18 protein-coding genes, 1 tRNA gene and 2 pseudogenes are annotated in these 16,673 nt (G+C 66.7%); 5 read left to right on the top strand and 16 right to left on the bottom strand.

Going from position 1 to position 16,673, the window contains the following annotated elements; all coding sequences use genetic code 11:
• Positions 1–157 precede the first annotated feature (157 nt).
• The 4 genes from H7F16_RS17975 to H7F16_RS17990 form a co-directional block, all read right to left on the bottom strand.
• Positions 158–1,318, bottom strand: a complete 1,161-nt coding sequence (locus H7F16_RS17975) for an MFS transporter (protein WP_185799023.1) — start codon at positions 1,316–1,318, stop codon at positions 158–160.
• The gene (locus H7F16_RS17980) at positions 1,315–2,787 is read right to left on the bottom strand and encodes a carboxypeptidase M32 (protein ID WP_185799024.1); all 1,473 of its coding nucleotides are present in this window, start codon (positions 2,785–2,787) and stop codon (positions 1,315–1,317) included. Before H7F16_RS17980 ends, H7F16_RS17975 begins: the two co-directional genes overlap by 4 nt.
• Positions 2,784–3,938 (bottom strand): heme A synthase, encoded by a 1,155-nt coding sequence (gene ctaA / locus H7F16_RS17985; RefSeq protein WP_185799025.1) that lies wholly within the window; start codon positions 3,936–3,938, stop codon positions 2,784–2,786. The genes H7F16_RS17980 and ctaA overlap by 4 nt, the downstream gene beginning before the upstream one ends.
• A gap of 242 nt (positions 3,939–4,180) precedes the next feature.
• Positions 4,181–4,918, bottom strand: coding sequence for an RNA methyltransferase (locus H7F16_RS17990; protein WP_185799072.1), 738 nt, complete (start codon positions 4,916–4,918; stop codon positions 4,181–4,183).
• 121 nt (positions 4,919–5,039) lie between these two features.
• Here H7F16_RS17990 and H7F16_RS17995 point away from each other — a divergent pair, with 121 nt between their 5' ends.
• The gene (locus tag H7F16_RS17995; protein ID WP_185799026.1) at positions 5,040–5,657 is read left to right on the top strand and encodes a thiamine phosphate synthase; all 618 of its coding nucleotides are present in this window, start codon (positions 5,040–5,042) and stop codon (positions 5,655–5,657) included.
• 13 nt (positions 5,658–5,670) lie between these two features.
• Here the strand turns inward: H7F16_RS17995 and olsA are convergent, their stop codons facing one another.
• The 3 genes from olsA to H7F16_RS18010 form a co-directional block, all read right to left on the bottom strand.
• A complete protein-coding gene (olsA, locus tag H7F16_RS18000) occupies positions 5,671–6,480 on the bottom strand; it encodes a lyso-ornithine lipid O-acyltransferase (RefSeq protein ID WP_185799027.1) in 810 nt (269 codons plus the stop codon).
• Positions 6,481–7,257 (bottom strand): L-ornithine N(alpha)-acyltransferase, encoded by a 777-nt coding sequence (olsB, locus tag H7F16_RS18005; protein ID WP_185799028.1) that lies wholly within the window; start codon positions 7,255–7,257, stop codon positions 6,481–6,483.
• A gap of 188 nt (positions 7,258–7,445) precedes the next feature.
• Positions 7,446–7,619 carry a DUF3553 domain-containing protein gene (locus H7F16_RS18010; protein WP_185799029.1) on the bottom strand — a complete coding sequence of 58 codons (174 nt, stop codon included), beginning with the start codon at positions 7,617–7,619 and terminating at the stop codon, positions 7,446–7,448.
• A 32-nt stretch (positions 7,620–7,651) separates the two neighbouring features.
• On the opposite strand from H7F16_RS18010, the gene H7F16_RS18015 reads away from it, so the two are divergent.
• Positions 7,652–8,281, top strand: a complete 630-nt coding sequence (locus H7F16_RS18015) for a histidine phosphotransferase family protein (RefSeq protein WP_185799030.1) — start codon at positions 7,652–7,654, stop codon at positions 8,279–8,281.
• On the opposite strand, the gene H7F16_RS18020 is transcribed toward H7F16_RS18015, so the two are convergent.
• From H7F16_RS18020 to H7F16_RS18055, 9 genes and pseudogenes are all read right to left on the bottom strand, one after another.
• Positions 8,271–9,530 (bottom strand): glutamate-5-semialdehyde dehydrogenase, encoded by a 1,260-nt coding sequence (locus tag H7F16_RS18020; protein WP_185799031.1) that lies wholly within the window; start codon positions 9,528–9,530, stop codon positions 8,271–8,273. The genes H7F16_RS18015 and H7F16_RS18020 overlap by 11 nt on opposite strands.
• A 77-nt stretch (positions 9,531–9,607) precedes the next feature.
• Positions 9,608–10,732, bottom strand: coding sequence for a glutamate 5-kinase (gene proB, locus H7F16_RS18025; RefSeq protein WP_185799032.1), 1,125 nt, complete (start codon positions 10,730–10,732; stop codon positions 9,608–9,610).
• A complete protein-coding gene (gene obgE, locus H7F16_RS18030) occupies positions 10,720–11,742 on the bottom strand; it encodes a GTPase ObgE (RefSeq protein WP_185799033.1) in 1,023 nt (340 codons plus the stop codon). The genes proB and obgE overlap by 13 nt, the downstream gene beginning before the upstream one ends.
• Positions 11,743–11,746: 4 nt before the next feature.
• Entirely contained in the window at positions 11,747–12,121 is a 375-nt protein-coding gene (locus tag H7F16_RS18035) for a GNAT family N-acetyltransferase (RefSeq protein ID WP_422121132.1), read from the bottom strand.
• Positions 12,022–12,267 (bottom strand): annotated as a pseudogene (locus H7F16_RS20055) (GNAT family N-acetyltransferase); the annotation flags it as partial. The gene H7F16_RS18035 and the pseudogene H7F16_RS20055, both read right to left, overlap by 100 nt.
• Positions 12,268–12,384: 117 nt before the next feature.
• The gene (locus tag H7F16_RS18040; RefSeq protein WP_185799034.1) at positions 12,385–12,966 is read right to left on the bottom strand and encodes a GNAT family N-acetyltransferase; all 582 of its coding nucleotides are present in this window, start codon (positions 12,964–12,966) and stop codon (positions 12,385–12,387) included.
• 225 nt (positions 12,967–13,191) lie between these two features.
• Positions 13,192–13,461, bottom strand: a complete 270-nt coding sequence (rpmA, locus tag H7F16_RS18045; protein WP_185799035.1) for a 50S ribosomal protein L27 — start codon at positions 13,459–13,461, stop codon at positions 13,192–13,194.
• A gap of 78 nt (positions 13,462–13,539) precedes the next feature.
• Positions 13,540–13,926, bottom strand: a pseudogene (gene rplU / locus H7F16_RS18050) (50S ribosomal protein L21); the annotation flags it as partial.
• A 202-nt stretch (positions 13,927–14,128) separates the two neighbouring features.
• Positions 14,129–15,043 (bottom strand): DUF2059 domain-containing protein, encoded by a 915-nt coding sequence (locus H7F16_RS18055; RefSeq protein ID WP_185799037.1) that lies wholly within the window; start codon positions 15,041–15,043, stop codon positions 14,129–14,131.
• A gap of 262 nt (positions 15,044–15,305) precedes the next feature.
• Between H7F16_RS18055 and H7F16_RS18060 the strand changes: the two genes are divergently transcribed.
• From H7F16_RS18060 to H7F16_RS18070, 3 genes are all read left to right on the top strand, one after another.
• A tRNA-Ser gene (locus tag H7F16_RS18060) sits at positions 15,306–15,395 on the top strand.
• 351 nt (positions 15,396–15,746) lie between these two features.
• Positions 15,747–16,121 carry an ArsR/SmtB family transcription factor gene (locus H7F16_RS18065; RefSeq protein WP_185799038.1) on the top strand — a complete coding sequence of 125 codons (375 nt, stop codon included), beginning with the start codon at positions 15,747–15,749 and terminating at the stop codon, positions 16,119–16,121.
• A complete protein-coding gene (locus H7F16_RS18070; protein ID WP_185799039.1) occupies positions 16,090–16,563 on the top strand; it encodes an SRPBCC domain-containing protein in 474 nt (157 codons plus the stop codon). Before H7F16_RS18065 ends, H7F16_RS18070 begins: the two co-directional genes overlap by 32 nt.
• Positions 16,564–16,673: the final 110 nt, after the last annotated feature.

A 16,673-nucleotide genomic window follows, 5' to 3' on the forward strand; every position in this document is an offset into this window, starting at 1 on the left:
GGCAAACGGCCCCGCCCGCCATCCGGTCACGCCCTTGCCCCGAGGCGCAAGATGCGGCCCCGCCACCAAGGCCCGGGCCATTAACCCTAACACCCCCGTTAACCCTAATATCCGGTAAAAGCGCCGCGCATCGCGTCTGCATCGGCCGTGCATCCGCTCACCCTTCGGACGCCACCGCCCAAACCGCCCCCAGCGCGATGACGAAAGCCATGGCAATCACAAGCCAGGGCCCGCCGAACGCCAGCAGCCCCGCCCCCAGCGGCGCGGACACTGCCGAAGCGACAAGGCCCGGAATCGCCATCAACCCCGCCGTGGCCCCGTATCTCTCTTGCCCCAACCGCTCGGCCACCAGCACCGGCCGCAGGATCGTAAGGATGCCCATGCCCGCGCCCTGCAAGGCTGCAAAGCCAAAGACCAGCACGTGCAACCCGCCGGAAAACCACAGGAAAACGGGCGCCGCGACCACCACGGCCATCGTGAACCACAGCGCCCAAAGGCTGCTCATCCGCCCCCCCGCGCCCATCAGCACCAGCCGCCCGATCACCTGCGCCGGCCCCACCGTCGCCGCCGCCGCCACAGCCACGCCTGCTGCCAAGCCCATCCCGTCGAACATCGGACGCAGGTAGTTCATCAGCATCCAGTGGTTCAGGTTGACCAGCGCAAACAGCACCGCCAGCCGCACGAAGGCCCGTTCCGCCACGATCGCCCGCCAGGGGATCACCCGTCGCGCCCGCTGCGAAACCTCGTCCGGCACGCCCCGCGCCACCACCCGCGCGCCCCAGGCCTGCACGGGCAACATCACCCCGACTGCCACGAAAATCGCAACCCTTACAGCGACTTGCCAACCCCAATGGTCCGCGATCCAGGCACCTGCCGGAAAGGCCAGCGTGCTGGCCAGCCCGGCAACCAGCGTCACCTGCGTGATCGTCGCCCGCGCCGCCGCCCCGTGCCTGCGCACCAGCAAGCCGAAGCAGACGTCATAAAGGCACATCGCCTGCGCCGCCCCCAGACCCGCCCAGGCCAACAGATAGCCCACCGGCGCAACCCAGACCACCAGCACCCCCAGCGCCGCCGCCCCGACCAATGGCCCCGCCGTCAGCAAGACAACCGCCTGCCCCCGGTCCACCCGCCGCCCGATCACCGGCGCCAGCACGGCCGAGACCGCAATCGCCAGCGTAGGCCCCGCCGCCAGCACCCAATGCGGCCAGTCCAGCCCCTGTTGCCAATAGAGGATCAGCGCCGCGAAAATGTAGAAGAAACAGGCATATCCCAGCATCTGCCCGAAGGCGAGCGCCCAGACCGCCGCCCGTTCCCTCATAGCCCGTAGATCGACCCGAACTTCGCCTCGAGATAGTCGAGGAGAGGCCCCTCGTCCGGCTCGAAGCCGCAGGCCAGCGCCACCGTCTCGCGGGGCGACCGCAAGCCACCATGCCGTTGCAGCCTCTCGCGCAGCCATTCCGTGGCGGGGGTGGCGTCACCCTTGGCAAGGCTTTCGTCCAGACCCGTGACCTCGGCCCGCAACGCACGGTGCAGGCATCCGGCGTAAACATTTCCAAGGCTATAGGTGGGGAAGTAGCCGAACAGACCCACCGACCAATGCACATCCTGCAACATCCCGTGCGAGGGCTTGTCCACCGCCACACCGAAATCGGCCAGAAAGCGGGCGTTCCAGGCCGCTTCCAGATCGGCCACGTCCAGCTTGCCGGTGATCAGGTCGCGCTCCAGATCGAAACGCATCATGATGTGCAGGTTGTATTGCACCTCGTCCGCCTCGGTCCGGATGTAACCCGGCGCAACACGGTTGACAGAAGCGTAAAACTCCTCGGGCGAGGTGATGCCAAAGGCCCCGAACCGCTCGCGCATCTGCTCGAACATCCAGCCGGTAAAGGCCCGGCTGCGCCCCAACTGGTTCTCGTAGATCCGGCTCTGGCTTTCATGCACCCCCATCGACACGCCCGCCCCCAGTGGCGTCAGGCGATAGTCGGGGTCGATGCCAAGCTCGTAGCAGGCATGGCCCACCTCGTGGATGGTCGAGTAGAAACAGTTGAACGGCTCGGCCTCCACGACCCGCGTGGTGATGCGCGCGTCATCGCCCGACCCCGAACTGAACGGATGCACCGCCAGATCCAGCCGCCCGCGGTTCCAGTCATAGCCGAAGGCTGTCGCAAGATCGCGCGCCATGCGCATCTGCGCCTCGGCCCCGAAGCTGCCCTTCAGGGGTGCCGGTTGCCGCGACGCTCCCAGCACCTTGGCCCGCAGGGCGACCAGCCTTGGCCGCATGCGGTCGAACATCGCCCCCGTCACCGCCGCCGTGGCGCCGGGTTCGTAATCGTCCATCAGTGCGTCATAGACATCACCACCGGCGGCAAGTGCCGCGCCCTCTTCCTGCCGCAGGCGCACCACCTCGGCCAGAACCGGCAGGAAACCCGGCACATCCTCCTTGGCCCGCGCCTCGGCCCAGATGCCCTGCGCCATGCTCGTCACCCGCGCCAGTTCCTGCGCGAGCGACCCCGGCACCTTCACCGCGCGGTCATAGCTGCGCCGGATCTGCCGCAACTGGGCCGCCGAAACCTCGTCGACGGCCACGGCCTGCTCCAGCCAGCCGCCGACACGCGGGTCGGACCGCCGCGCATGCAGCACCCCTTCCATCGCCGCCATCTCTTCCGAGCGCTGCTCGGCCGCGCCCCGTGGCATCATCGTTTCCTGATCCCAGCCAAGCCGCCCCGCCACCTGCGCCAGCGCCTCCGTCTCGCGCTGATAGGCCATCAGATCATCATAAACGCTCATGCCGTTCCCTTCCGGATCGAACCCGCCACAGGATATTGCGCCAGATGCCGGGCGCGGATCACCAGCACCCACAGAAGCACCGCCCCCACCTGATGGGTGATCGCCACATGCACCTGCGCCGCCGTCAGCGCGGTGTAGATGCCCAGCACCACCTGCGCCAGCAGCATCGCCATCACCATATTCACCGCCCTGCGCGTTGCGGCATGCGGAGATTTGCGCCCCCGCAGCCAGACCACCACGCCAAAGGCAAAAAGCAGATAGCCCGACATGCGGTGGATGAACTGCACCAGCCCCGGATTCTCGAAAAAGGCCCGCCACCATGCCCCGTCCGGCACATAGAAGGCATCCGCAGGAAAGAACTGTCCGTTCATGTCGGGCCAGGTCGGAAAGGCCCTTCCCGCATCGATCCCCGCCACCAGCGCGCCCAGCAGGATTTGCACAAAGGCGAAATGCATCATCCCCGTGGTCAGGCCGAACAGCTTCGCCTCGCGGCCCCGCCGCGCCTGCATCAACTCGGTCTCGGACCGGCCCAGCAGGAACACATACCACGCGATCAGCCCAAGGATTACAAAGGCGATCCCCAGATGCGTCGCCAGCCGGTAGGACGCGACATCCACCATGCTGCCCTTCAACCCCGAGGACACCATCCACCAGCCGATGGCCCCCTGCACCCCACCAAGCGCCCCTACGCCCAGCAAGCGCCCCGTCCATCCGGCCGGAATTTTCCACGCCACCAGAAAGCCGAGAAAGCCGAACAACCAGACCAGCCCGATCACCCGTCCCAGCTGGCGGTGGCCCCATTCCCACCAGTAGATGGATTTGAACGCCTCAAGCTCCATCCCCTTGTTCTGCAACTGGTATTCGGGGCTTGCCTGATATTTCGCGAATTCGGCCGCCCATGCCGCATCGTCCAGCGGTGGCAGCGCCCCCGTGACGGGGCGCCATTCGGTGATCGACAGGCCCGAATCCGTCAGCCGCGTCAAACCGCCCACGGCGATCATAGCGGCCACCAGCAGGAACAGCACCGCCAGCCAAAGGCGGATGCCGCGCCGCGCGCCCGTGGCCCGCGCTGCGATCATGCCGCCTGCGGGGGCCACAGGGGCCGCGTTGCCCGATCCCACTTCCTCGAAAATGCTGCGCTTTCCGGCCATTCCCAGTCTCCAATTCGGTCGGGCGCAACGGTAAGCCGCCCCCCATCCGCCTTCAAGGGTCCGCGACAGCCCACCGCATCACCGCAGCGTGACACCGCCCGATGCAGCACCCCGACGCCCGCCGCTTCCTCTTGCCCCAAATATCCTCGGGGGGTGAATTGCCCGCAGGGCAAGAGGGGGGCAGACAGCCCCCCTGCACCAGCCGCCCCCCCTGCACCAGCCGCCCCCCCTGCACCAGCCGCCTAGTCGCGCTGGTGCTTCAGCTTGAAGGCGATCTGCCGCAACATCCCGTGGAACGTCTGCACCTCGGCCTTGGTCAGACCCAGCCGCGCCCACATGTTGCGCAGGTTCAGCTTCATCCCCTCGGCCTTGTCCGCCGGAAAGAAGAACCCCGCCGCATCGAGCCGCTCCTCGAAATGGTCGCCCAGTTTCTCGACATCGACCCGCGCCGCGAATTCCGTGCGCGCCAGCTGCATCACCTCGGGGGCAAAGACCTCGGACTGGCGGCGCCACTCATAGCCCAGAAGCAGCGCGCATTGCGCAAGGTTGAGCGACGGGAAATCGGGGTTCACCGGAACGGTCACGATGGCATTGGCCAGCGCCACATCCTCGTTCTCAAGCCCCGCGCGTTCCGGCCCGAACAGCACGCCGACCCTCTTGCCCTCGGCCGCCATGGCCCGCGCCATCTCCATCGCCCGCTCCGGCGTGACGACGGGCTTGACCAGCTCGCGCCCCCGCGCGGTGGTTGCAAAGACATAGTCGCAATCGGCAATCGCCTCCTGCACCGTGCCGAACAGCCCCGCATGGTCCAGCAGACGCCCCGCACCCGAGGCCATCGCCACCGCCTTGGGGTTGGGCCAGCCGTCGCGCGGGTCCACGATCCGCATCCGCTCCAGCCCGAAATTCAGCATGGCCCGCGCCGCGGCCCCGATATTCTCGCCCATTTGCGGACGCACAAGGATGAAGCTCGGCGCGATCATGGCAATCTCCAAGGATGATTGCGCCGATTACCCGCCCTTTCCCGCATCGGCAAGCGCCAAGCGGGCATGGTCAAGGCCCCGGTCTTGCGCTAAGGCAGGGCAAAGCCCTCCGGAGCGCATCATGGCCGATCAAGACCGCCCGCAAATCTATCTCGTCACCCCGCCGGAATTCGATCTCGACAGCTTCCCCGACCGCCTCGCACAGGTGCTCGACGGGGCCGAGATCGCCTGCCTGCGCCTCTCGCTCGCCACGCGTGACGAAGACCGCGTCCTGCGCGCCGCCGATGCCATGCGGCAGGTCTGCCACGCCCGCGATGTCGCCATCGTCATCGAACGTCATGTGCTTCTGGTCGAACGCCTCGGCCTCGACGGCGTCCACCTCACCGATGGCGCCCGCTCGCTGCGCAAGGTGCGCAAGGATCTGCCCGATGCCATCATCGGCGCGCATTGCGGCGCCACCCGCCACGAAGGCATCAGCGCCGCCGAACACGGGGCCGATTACGTGGCCTTCGGCCCCGTCGGTGCCACGCCCCTCGGCGACGGCAGCCTTGCCGACTGGGACCTTTTCGAATGGTGGTCCGAGATGATCGAGGTTCCCGTTGTCGCCGAAGGCGCGCTCACCGCGGAACTGGTCGAGAAATTCGGCCCCGTCACCGACTTCTTCGCCGTGGGCGAGGAAATCTGGTCGACCGAAGACCCGCTCGCCAGCCTGAAGAAACTCCTCGCCCCGCTCGGCTAGGTCTTTCCTGCCCTCAGCCCATCGCCGCGCGCACCGCCGCCTCGCAGCGCGCGGCCAAAGCCTTGCGGTCGGCGCAGTCCTCGACAGCGACGGGCTCGTGGAACACCACCTCGACAGCCCCCTGCCGCGCTTCGGCCAGGACCCGCAGAAAATGCCCGCCAAAGGTCATGTCGGCCCACCAGCCATAGAACCGCGCATCCTGCCGCTCGGGCGCGCGATAGACCAGCGTCACGGGCTGGATATGCATCACCTCGTCCAGCCCGTGGGTGAAGAACGCCGCAAACAGCGTTGATTTGAATGGCAGAACCCGCAGCCCGTCGGTGCTTGTGCCTTCGGGAAAGAACAGCAGCCGATGCCCCGCCCGCAACCGCTCTTCGAACAGGCGCTGTTGCCGCTTCGCCTCGGCGCCCCTGCGGGCGATGAACACCGTCCCCGTCGCCCGCGCCAGCCAGCCGATGCCAGCCCAGCCCGACACCTCGGATTTCGCCACAAAATAGACCCGCGCCGCCGCGTTCAGCGCAAAGATATCCAGCCACGAGGCATGGTTCGCCACCATCGCCCCGCGCTCGGCCATCGGCCGGCCCCGCACGATCAACCGCATCCGCAAGATCGCAAAGGCCGCATGGCAGACGGCCTGCGTCACATGGGGCGTCCAGGGCCGCGCCATGCCGAACAGGGGCCGCTCGACCAGACGCACCAGCAGCAAGACCCCCAGCCCGCCATAGGTCACGACGCCCAGCACCAGCCCGCGCCAGACCACCCGCAGCCAGCCCGCAGGGCCGATCGGGGCATAGCGGATCGGAACCTCTTTCCAGCCCTCCACCTAGGCCCGCCCCTTGGTATAGAACCCCCGATGCCGTTCTGACATCCGCTGCGTGTCCATCACCAGACAGACATCGGTCGTGTTGAAGGCGCGGTCGATCCATGCCCCCTCGCCCACGAAACCGCCAAGCCGCAGATAGGCCTTGATCAGCGCCGGGGTCGCCGCCATCGCCGCCTTGCGGTCCAATGCGCCCTGCTCCAGCAGGTCCATCGCCTGCCCGCCCGCCCGCGCCTTCACGCGCAGACCCTCGGGCGCAAGATGGTGATGGTGCAGATAGGCCAGGGGCTGGGTCAGCGCCGCGATATCGGTGCCATGAAAGCTCGCCACGCCGAACAGGATCTCGATGTCCCGCTCCAGCACGTAATCGGCCAGCGCATTCCACAGATGGTACATCGCCGTCCCGCCGCGATGGTCGGGATGCACGCAAGACCGCCCCAGTTCCAGCAACTTGCGCCCGCTCTGCCGCAAGGGCGTCAGGTCGTATTCGCTTTCCGAATAGAACATCCCGCCCGGCCCCAGCCGGTCGGACGGCAACAGCCGATAGGCCCCGACCACATCTTCCAACGCCTCGGGGTCGCGCCGCTGGTCGATCAGCAGCAGATGGTCGAAGACGGGGTCGAAATCATCGCGTTCAAGCTGGGCGTCATGGTCCACAAGCGGACCCGTCGCGCCAAGCTCCTGCACGAACACCCTGTAGCGCAACCGTTGCGCCGCCCGCAGGTCCCGCGCATCGCGGGCCAACCGCAGCGTGAAGATCGAGGCATCCTCGGCATTCATTCGCGTCGCACCCTTCCGGCATCCCGCAGTCCGGCTTCGACCGCTACCAAAAGCCATATCGGCCCGTCTTTACGGCCTCGTCCTTGGCGGCGCAACCGCAGGCCGCGCCGTATCGGCAACAGGTCCCGATTAACCGCCGCAAAAAACAACCATCGGTTGCCGGATATCCCTTTACGGATAGAACTCACTCAGGGGTCGAACACCAGAACCAGATCGACCCGCTTCCCGTCGATCACCACCTTGCCCGCATGTTCGAAATTCACCGTGACCCGCCCGCCGACATTCGACTGCACCTGCCCCAGCCCCCAATCGGGCTGCGAGGGGTGGCGCACATACATCCCGGGTTCGAGCAAGGCATTCATCGTTCCGTTCCCCTGTTCCGTCAAAGGTTGCCATGACCGTTCCCGCCATGCCCCCCGAAGCACGCCCCGAAACCCCGGCCGATCTGGCAGCCCTCGTCGCGTCGCGCCTCTGCCATGATCTTATCAGCCCGATCGGCGCGATCGGCAACGGGGTCGAACTGATCTCGCTCGATCCGCGCCCGAAAAGCGGCGAACTCGCGCTGCTCTCCGACAGCGTCGCCTCGGCCAGCGCGAAACTGCGCTTCTTCCGCATCGCCTTTGGCGTCGCGGGCCGCGACCAGTCGATCAGCCGCAGCGAGGTGGTCCCCCTTCTGGGCGATCTCTACCGCACCGGACGCATCACGCTCGATTGGCAAAGCCCCGTCGACATGACCCGCGCCGAAGCCAAGCTTGCCTTTCTCATGCTGCTCTGCGCCGAACATGCCCTGCCCACGGGCGGGGCGCTGGCCGTGCTGCGCGATGGCGTGGGCTGGACGCTGCGCGCTTCCTCGCCGCGCCTGCGCCACGATGCCGGTCTCTGGTCGCTGCTGGCCGATCCCGCCCTGTCCGGCCCGCTCGACCCGGCACAGGTGCAATTCCCGCTGGCAGGCGCGCAATTGCAGGCCCTCCAGCGCCGCGCGGTGATCGACGTCGGCGTCTCGACGCTGACGGTCAGCTTCTGATCGTCCCGTCTCCGGTCACGAGGTATTTGAAGCTGGTCAGCTGCTCGGCCCCGACAGGCCCGCGCGCATGCAACTTGCCCGTGGCGATGCCGATCTCGCCGCCCATCCCGAACTCGCCCCCGTCGGCAAACTGGGTCGAGGCGTTGCGCATCAGGATCGCGCTGTCCAGCCGCTCGAAGAACCGCGCGCCCGTGGCGTCGTTCTCGGTCAGGATCGCTTCGGTATGGCTCGACCCGTAGCGGCGGATATGGGCAATCGCCTCGTCCACGCCGTCGACCAGCTTCACGGCAATGATCCGGTCAAGGAATTCGCGTCCGAAATCATCCGCCGCAGCAGGCACCGTTCCGGCCACCTTGAGCAGTTCGCCCGTGGCCCGCACCTCGACACCCGCCGCCAGCAGGTCCTCGATCAACACCGCCCCGTGCTTGGTGTAGAACTGCCAGTCGATCAACAGGCATTCCGCCGCGCCGCAAATCCCCGTCCGCCGCGTCTTGGCATTCACCACCACCCGACGCGCCTTTTCAAGATCGGCGTCACGGTCGGCGTAGATGTGGCAAATCCCCTCGAGATGGGCAAAGACCGGCACCCGCGCCTCGCGCTGCACAAGGCCGACCAGCCCCTTGCCGCCACGCGGCACGATCACGTCGATGTATTCGACCGCCCCCAGCATGGCCGAAACCATGCCACGGTCCCGCGTCGGGATCAGCTGGATCGCCGCTTCCGGCAGATTCGCCTCGCGCAGGCCCTGCACCATGCAATCATGGATCGCCTCCGAGGAATTGAACCCCTCGCTCCCCCCCCGCAAGATCACCGCATTCCCCGCCTTCAGGCACAGCGCCCCGGCGTCGGCCGTCACATTGGGACGGCTTTCGTAGATCACCCCCACCACGCCCAGCGGCGTGGCCACCCGCTGGATATGCAGCCCGCTCGGCATGTCCCATTCGGCAAGCACCCGCCCCACCGGATCGCGCTGCTCGGCCACCGACCGCAACCCGTCGACGATCCCGCGGATGCGCCCCTCGTCCAGCCGCAGCCGGTCCATCATGGCGGGCGACAGCCCCTTTTCCTCGCCATAGGCAAGGTCCATCACATTCCCGTCGAGAATTTCCTGCCGCCGCGCCCAGACCGCCGCCGCCGCCGCCTGCAAGGCCACGGCCTTCCGCTCTGACGAGGCAAAGGCCAACTCCGCCGCCGCAGCCCGTGCCTTGGCCCCGATTTCGGCCATCATATCCGCGAAATTGCCATCCATGCCGAAAGCCCCTCATGTCCTGTCGTGAAGTGTCGCCGTGGGTGCGGGGGCTGCCCCCGCGCTCCGCCACCCGACACTCAGACCACCATATCGTCCCGATGGATCAGCGCCGCCCGCCCCGCGTAGCCGAGTATCCCCTCGATCTCGCCCGACTTGTGGCCCGCGATCCGCGCCGCCTCTTCCGCCGTGTAGCGGATCAACCCCTTGCCCAGTCCGGCCCCGTCCGGCCCGAGGATCGCCACAGGCTCCCCCCGTCCGAAGGCCCCCGACACCGCCCGCACACCCGCCGGAAGCAGCGACTTGCCCGCACGCAATGCCGCGACCGCCCCCGCATCCACCGTGATCTCGCCGCGCGGCTTCATCGCGTTGATCCAGCGCTTGCGCGCCAGTTGCGGATCGGCCCCCGCAACGAACCACGTCCGATGCGCGCCCTCGGCCAACGCCTTGAGCGGCCGCAGCACCGATCCCTCCATGATCGCCATCGCGCAACCGCCCGCCACGGCGGTCTTGGCGGCCATCAGCTTGGTTTTCATCCCGCCCTTGGACATCCCCGAAATCGGGTCGCCCGCCATCGCCTCGATCTCGTGCGTGATCGTCTCGACCAGATCGAAGCGCTGCGCCGCGGGGTCCTCTTTCGGATTGGCCGAATAGAACCCGTCCACATCCGACAGCAGGATCAACTGGTCCGCCCCCACCGTCACCGCGATCTGCGCCGCCAGCCGGTCGTTGTCGCCAAAGCGGATCTCGTCCGTCGCCACCGTGTCATTCTCGTTCACGATCGGCACGGCGCCCAGCCCCAGCAGCGTTTCCATCGTCGCGCGGCTGTTGAGATAGCGCCTCCGGTCCTCGGTATCCTCAAGCGTCACCAGAACCTGCGCGGTCACGATGCCATGCGGCGCCAGCACCTCCTCATAGGCCCGTGCAAGGCGGATTTGCCCCACCGCCGCCGCCGCCTGCGATTGTTCAAGCGTCAGCGCGCCCGCAGGCAGGCCCAGCACCCGCCGCCCCAGCGCGATGGACCCGGACGAGACCAGAACCACATCGGTCCCGCGCAGCTTGGCCTCGACCACATCCAGCGCAAGCGCCGACAGCCAGCCCTGCTTCAACCCCGCCTCGCCCACCAGAAGCGCCGAGCCGATCTTGACGACAAGCCGCTTGGCGGCACGGATATCGGGCGCCGTCAGCGCGTTCAGGGCTGCCACGGCGCATGCTCCTGTTCGGGCTCCGCGCCTTGAATTTCCGCGTAAATCGCCCGCAGCACGTCCTGCAATCCGGTCTGCGCCACGCCCGAGATCACATGCACCTTGCCGCCCGACGCCTTTTCAAGCGCCTTCCTGCGCGTGGCGATGGTCTTGGCATCCAGCGCATCGCATTTGTTCAAGGCCACGATCCGCCGCTTGTCGCCCAGAATCTCGGAATAGGCCTCAAGCTCGGTGACGATCGTGCGGTAATCCTTGGTGATGGTGCTCGACGTGCCGTCGACCAGATGCAGCAGCACCTTGCAGCGTTCCACATGGGCAAGGAACTGCATGCCAAGGCCCCGCCCCTCGCTCGCCCCTTCGATCAGGCCCGGAATATCGGCCATCACGAATTCGCGCCCGTCGACCCCAACGACACCAAGGTTCGGCACCAGCGTCGTGAACGGATAATCCGCGATCTTGGGACGCGCGTTCGACACGGCGGCAAGAAAGGTCGACTTGCCCGCGTTGGGCAGCCCCACCAGCCCCGCATCCGCGATCAGCTTCAGCCGCAGCCAGATGGTGCGCTCCACACCCTCCTGCCCCGGATTGGCCCGCCCCGGCGCGCGGTTGGTCGAGGATTTGAAATAAAGGTTCCCGAACCCGCCATTGCCGCCCTTGGCCAGCAACACGCGCTGGCCCACCCGCGTCAGGTCCGCGATCACCGTCTCCTCGTCCTCGTCAAGGATCTCGGTCCCCAGCGGCACCTTCATCACGATATCGTCGCCCGTCTTGCCCGTGCGCTGGCTGCCCATGCCGGGCTGGCCATTCTTGGCAAAGAAATGCTGCTGGTAGCGATAGTCGATCAGCGTGTTCAGCCCTTCGACCGCCTCCGCCCAGACCGACCCGCCATTGCCGCCATCCCCGCCATCGGGCCCGCCGAACTCGACGAACTTCTCGCGCCGGAACGACACGCACCCGCCCCCGCCGCCACCCGAGCGGATATAGACTTTGGCAAGATCGAGGAACTTCATGGCGTCAGGCTTTCAACAGGGTCAGATCAAGGCGATAGTTTACTATTGGCGCGGCCTCAAGCCTTGCCGCACTGGAACCCGCCTCGCGTCCGGTCTCGACAAAGCCGACCTTGCGCAAAACGGCACCCGAGGCGGGGTTGTCACCGAAATGTCCGGCCTCGATCGACGTTAACCCGAAGCGGGGCATGACCAAAGCCAGAAACGCCGACAAAGCCTCGGTGGCATAGCCCCTGCCCCAATGCGCGGGATCAAGGAATAGGCCGTCGAGACCGGATTGCCGCCGATCCCCACTGTCCCGATCATCGCCTCCGGCGCCTGCTTCAGGGCGATGGCATGGCGAAACCCCAAAACGCCGCGCCAGCGCGACCGCTCCGGAAATTCCTCCGCCTCCCCGCGCGTCCAGTCGGGTCTGATCGACATCATCATCCGCGACACCCGGGGGTCAGCCCCGATCCGGTGCAGTGCCGCCCCATCGCGCGCCGGGTCCAAAGGGCGGACCACCAGCCGCTTCGTTTCGATACGCATGACCCCTCACCTTTTACGAACAGCCCCATCCCGCCCCGCTTCATCCTTGCCCAAATACTCTGCGGGGGCGCGGGGGTGCAAAACCCCCGCTCCGACAGGCGTCACGAAGCGCGCGCCTCAGTCCAGCTTGCGGATATAGGTCCATGTCGGCACCCGCGCATTGCGGGCCACCGAAAAGGTCTCGGCATCGCCCAGATAGACGAAGCCCGCATTGGTCAGCACCCGCGCCGATCCGGGATTGTCCTGGAACACCTCGGCAAAGATCGTGCGGTTGCCCTGCGGATTGGCATCGACCAGCGCCCGCACCGCGTCCGAGGCGAACCCCGCATTCCAGAACGCAGGCCCGACCCAGAAGCCGATCTCCGATTGCCCGCGATCGCGCTTGGTCTCGTCCATGCGCTTCAGGCTGATGACCCCCAGCACCTCGGCAAGGCCGCTGGCCGACCCGTCCATGACCCAGATATCCTCGTCGGCATCCGTGGCCATCGCGCGGGTGACAAAGGCCTCGGCGGCCCCGGGCGGCAGGGGGTGGGGAATCGACCGCGTCGCCTCGGCCACGCGGCGGTCGCCGGCATACATGGCAAACAGCCCCGAATCCGACTTGCGCACCGGACGCAGCACGAAGCGCCCCGCCGGAATGAATGCGGAAGCCCCGCGCAAGGGCGCGTTGGTGTTCGCCGTCAGATCGACCGTGTTCATGGCTTCCCTCCTCTGAAAGCACATGTCGGAAGGCTCGCGCCCCCCTTCAAGCGTTACGGCCCCGCCGCGCGCGAATGTTACCCGCCTGCGGAACCACCGGCCCGCCCCCCCTCGCGACGGCAGACCGCATCTTTCGGCCGCAAAGAACGGCCCCGAACCAAAAAGATCAGGGGGACCGGCCTCTCAGCCGATCCCCCTTCTACAAACCGTTTGTAAAGGTTCGGCTTACTCGGCGGCCTCCGCAACCGGGAGAACCGAAATGAAGGTGCGCCCTTTCAGGCCCTTCTTGAAGGTCACGCGGCCCTCGGTCACGGCAAAGATCGTATGATCCACGCCCATGCCGACGCCCTGACCGGGGAAATAGGTCGTGCCGCGCTGGCGCACGATGATATTGCCCGGAATGGCAGCCTGACCGCCGTAGAGCTTCACGCCGAGACGGCGACCGGCCGAGTCGCGGCCGTTGCGGGACGAACCGCCTGCTTTCTTGTGTGCCATGAGTGATTACTCCGTAGCAGCGGCGGCCTTGGCGGCACGCTTCGGTTTCGCGGGAGCTTCCGCCACGGGGGCAGGAGCGGCGGCAGCGTTATGCGCAACGCGACGGGCGGCAGCGGTGCCGACGGCAGCAGCGATGCCCGACTTGTCCGCGCCCTTGGCGAGAACTTCGGTCACGCGCAGCAGCGTCAGTTGCTGACGGTGGCCCTTGGTGCGCTGCGACGAGTGCTTGCGGCGACGCTTGACGAAGTGGATCGTCTTGACGCCCTTGATCTGGTCGATCACCTCGGCCACGACAGCCGCACCGGCAACGGTGGGCGCGCCGACGGTGACGGTTTCGCCGCCGACCATCAGAATCTCGTTGAACTGGATCTTGTCTCCGGCAACGGCATCCAGCTTTTCAACGCGCAGAACGTCACCCGCCTGCACCTTGTACTGCTTGCCACCGGTCTTGAGGACCGCGAACATGGTCTTTCCTTCACATCGCTCCGCGTCCTGTGGCCCCTTGCGGTGTTTTCGGGGTTTCCCCCGCCTCGGACAGCGCGCCCCGTGCGGGGCGTCATTGAAATAAGAATCCCGGCCAGACTCGCGCCCCGCCAGGATGCGGGCTTATCGGCAAAAGCAGACCCCAAGTCAAGCGCGAAAGGGCAGCCCTTTCACGGGCTGCGCCTCAGATGTCCTGGCCCTGTATCTGCAAGGCCGCGGCCGTGCCCAGCGCCTTGGAAATCGGAGTAAAGACCGCATCGAAAGCCGCGAAAAGCGCGCCATTCAGAACCTGCCCCTCGGGCGTGGCCGAGAAATCGATATAGGCCTGCAACTCCGCATCCGAAAGCGGCCCGTAGGCCAGATTGAGGTAGGGATAGACCCAGGCCTCGGTCTCGCGCCGGATATCGGGTTCCTGCCCCCAGACATCCGACAGCATCTGGTCCTCGGGCATCTCCCCGGCAAAGCCCCCGGTCGCGGCCATGCCCTGATAGAAGGCAAGGTTCGAGTTCAGCGCGCCCATCACGTTGGAATCGACAAGATCGTTCACTTCCGCGAATTTCCGGATCAGCCCGGCCCGCGCCGCATCGCCCGAGTCGAGGTCGCCCCAGGCCAGATCGGCCGCCGCCTCGGTATCGTCGTCAAGCAAGGCCCGACGCGCCTCGAGTTCCAGCTTCAGCACCCGCTGGCCAAGGTCCGAGCCGAAAAAGGCCTCCATCCCCGCCACTTCGGCCTCCTTGCCGCCCAGCTCTGCCGAGAGCCGCCCCGCAAAAGCGGCCTTCATCGCAACGGGGTCATAGATCTTGCCGACGGTCGCAACCCATCCGGCCCCGCCCGCGCCGGGGAACATCTCGTCCTCGATCGACTTGCCGTAATCCACACCCTCGACCCGCAGCAATTCGATCACCTGATCGATCTGCATGGTCGAGATCAATTGCGAGACGGCGGCGGATTGGGCCTGTTCCGGCCCCTGCCCCGCTGCCCCCTGCCCCGCCGCCTCCTGCGCCTGCCCCGCGGCAAGCACACCGAAGGCGGCAGCCGAGGCCAGCAACAGAACCAGCGCGCCCCGCGCCACTGCCGTCGTCACAAACGTTCTGGTCATCTGCGCAAGGCTCCGCTGCCGCTGATCTTGCCAACAGGTAAGCCTCCCGCGCGGCCTTGCCAAGTCGGCCCGTCGCGCAACGCCGCCACAAGGCGAAACCCCGCCCCGCCCTGCCGCCCGATCTCTCCGCCCCCCGATGCCACTGCACGGCAGGCCCGGCCCCCGCACCGCCCCCGCAATTCCGCGTCGCGCGGCGGTTTTTGGGGTTGCGCCCCCCCGAATAGCCCGCTAAATCCCCGCCCCATAGACGACCCCTGATCGCGGAGAGGTGGCGGAGTGGTCGATCGCGCCGGTCTCGAAAACCGGAGTAGGTGCAAGCCTACCGTGGGTTCGAATCCCACCCTCTCCGCCATCGTCTTGGTAGCGTCCCGAGACATTCCAATTCAGAATCAATAGGTTAGGCCCTGCGATATAGGCCGCAGCGCAAAAAATTGCCCCGCTTTTTGCTACACTTGTTGCTGCGCCGTGGGGCTGCCGCGTTCATTGCGGAAATCGTGTATGGCCGGGTAAGGTCAGTATCCTTCCCGGGGCGCCCAAAACACGGCCCGCCGTCATAGGCGCGGGCCGAACGAACCCGGCAAAGTCGCAGGGCCGACGGGGCGGCAGGGTGCCTCCCGATAGCAGACCCCGCTTCAAGGCAAGGCCCGCGCCCCGCCACATCCTCCCTATCGCGGTTGCAAATTCCGTGCTATCACTGAACCAAATGGTTCACCATGACATGTCCTCGTTCGACGCCACCTTTGCCGCCCTGTCGGATCCGACGCGCCGCGGCGTGATCGAGCATCTGTTTCAGGGCGAGGCGTCGATCAGCGATCTTGCGGCACGCTTCGACATGACCCTCACCGGCATGAGGAAACATGTGGTCCTTCTCGAACAGGCCGGACTGGTCGAGAGCGCGAAAATCGGGCGCGTCAGGACGTGCAGGCTGGGGCAAAGAAGCCCCGATGCCGAAATGCAGTGGCTCGCACGCTATCGCGCGCAATGGGCCGCGCGGTTCGAGGCGCTGGATGCCGTGGTGGCAGACCTGAAAGCAAAGGAGAGCGGCAATGGACGGAAAGATGATCGAACGGGTATCTGACTGCGAACTCGTCGTCCGGCGCAGCTTCGATGCAAGGCCCGGCCTCTTGTTCATGGCCTGGACCACCCCCGACCTCATGATGCGCTGGTGGGTGCCGAAAAGCTTCGGAATCACGGTCCTCTCGGCCGAGATGGACGTCCGGACCGGCGGCGGATACCGCTTTGTCTTTGCCCATCCGGCACGTGCCGAGCCGATGGCCTTCTTCGGCCGCTACCTCGAGGTGCTGCCCGACGCGCGGCTGGTCTGGACGAACGAGGAATCCGCCGAAGGTCCGGTGTCGACCGTCACCTTCACCGCCAAGGGCGACCGGGCCGAAGTGATCCTGCACGACCTCTACCCAAGCAAGGAAGCCCTCGAATCCGCGGTCGAGTCAGGCAGCACCAGCGCCTATGACGAGCAGTTCGCCGAACTCGACGCGCTGGTCCTGACGCTTGCCCTGTGATCCGCCCCGCGCGGCATGTCGCAAGGTGCGCGGCGCGTCATACGGGGAAGGCGTCGCGAATGGGCGCGGCCGGGCACGACTGCGCACCGTGGCGCTTGCGGCATGGTGAA

It is taken from the genome of Paragemmobacter straminiformis (assembly GCF_014243445.1).
Classification (GTDB): Bacteria; Pseudomonadota; Alphaproteobacteria; order Rhodobacterales; family Rhodobacteraceae; genus Paragemmobacter; species Paragemmobacter straminiformis.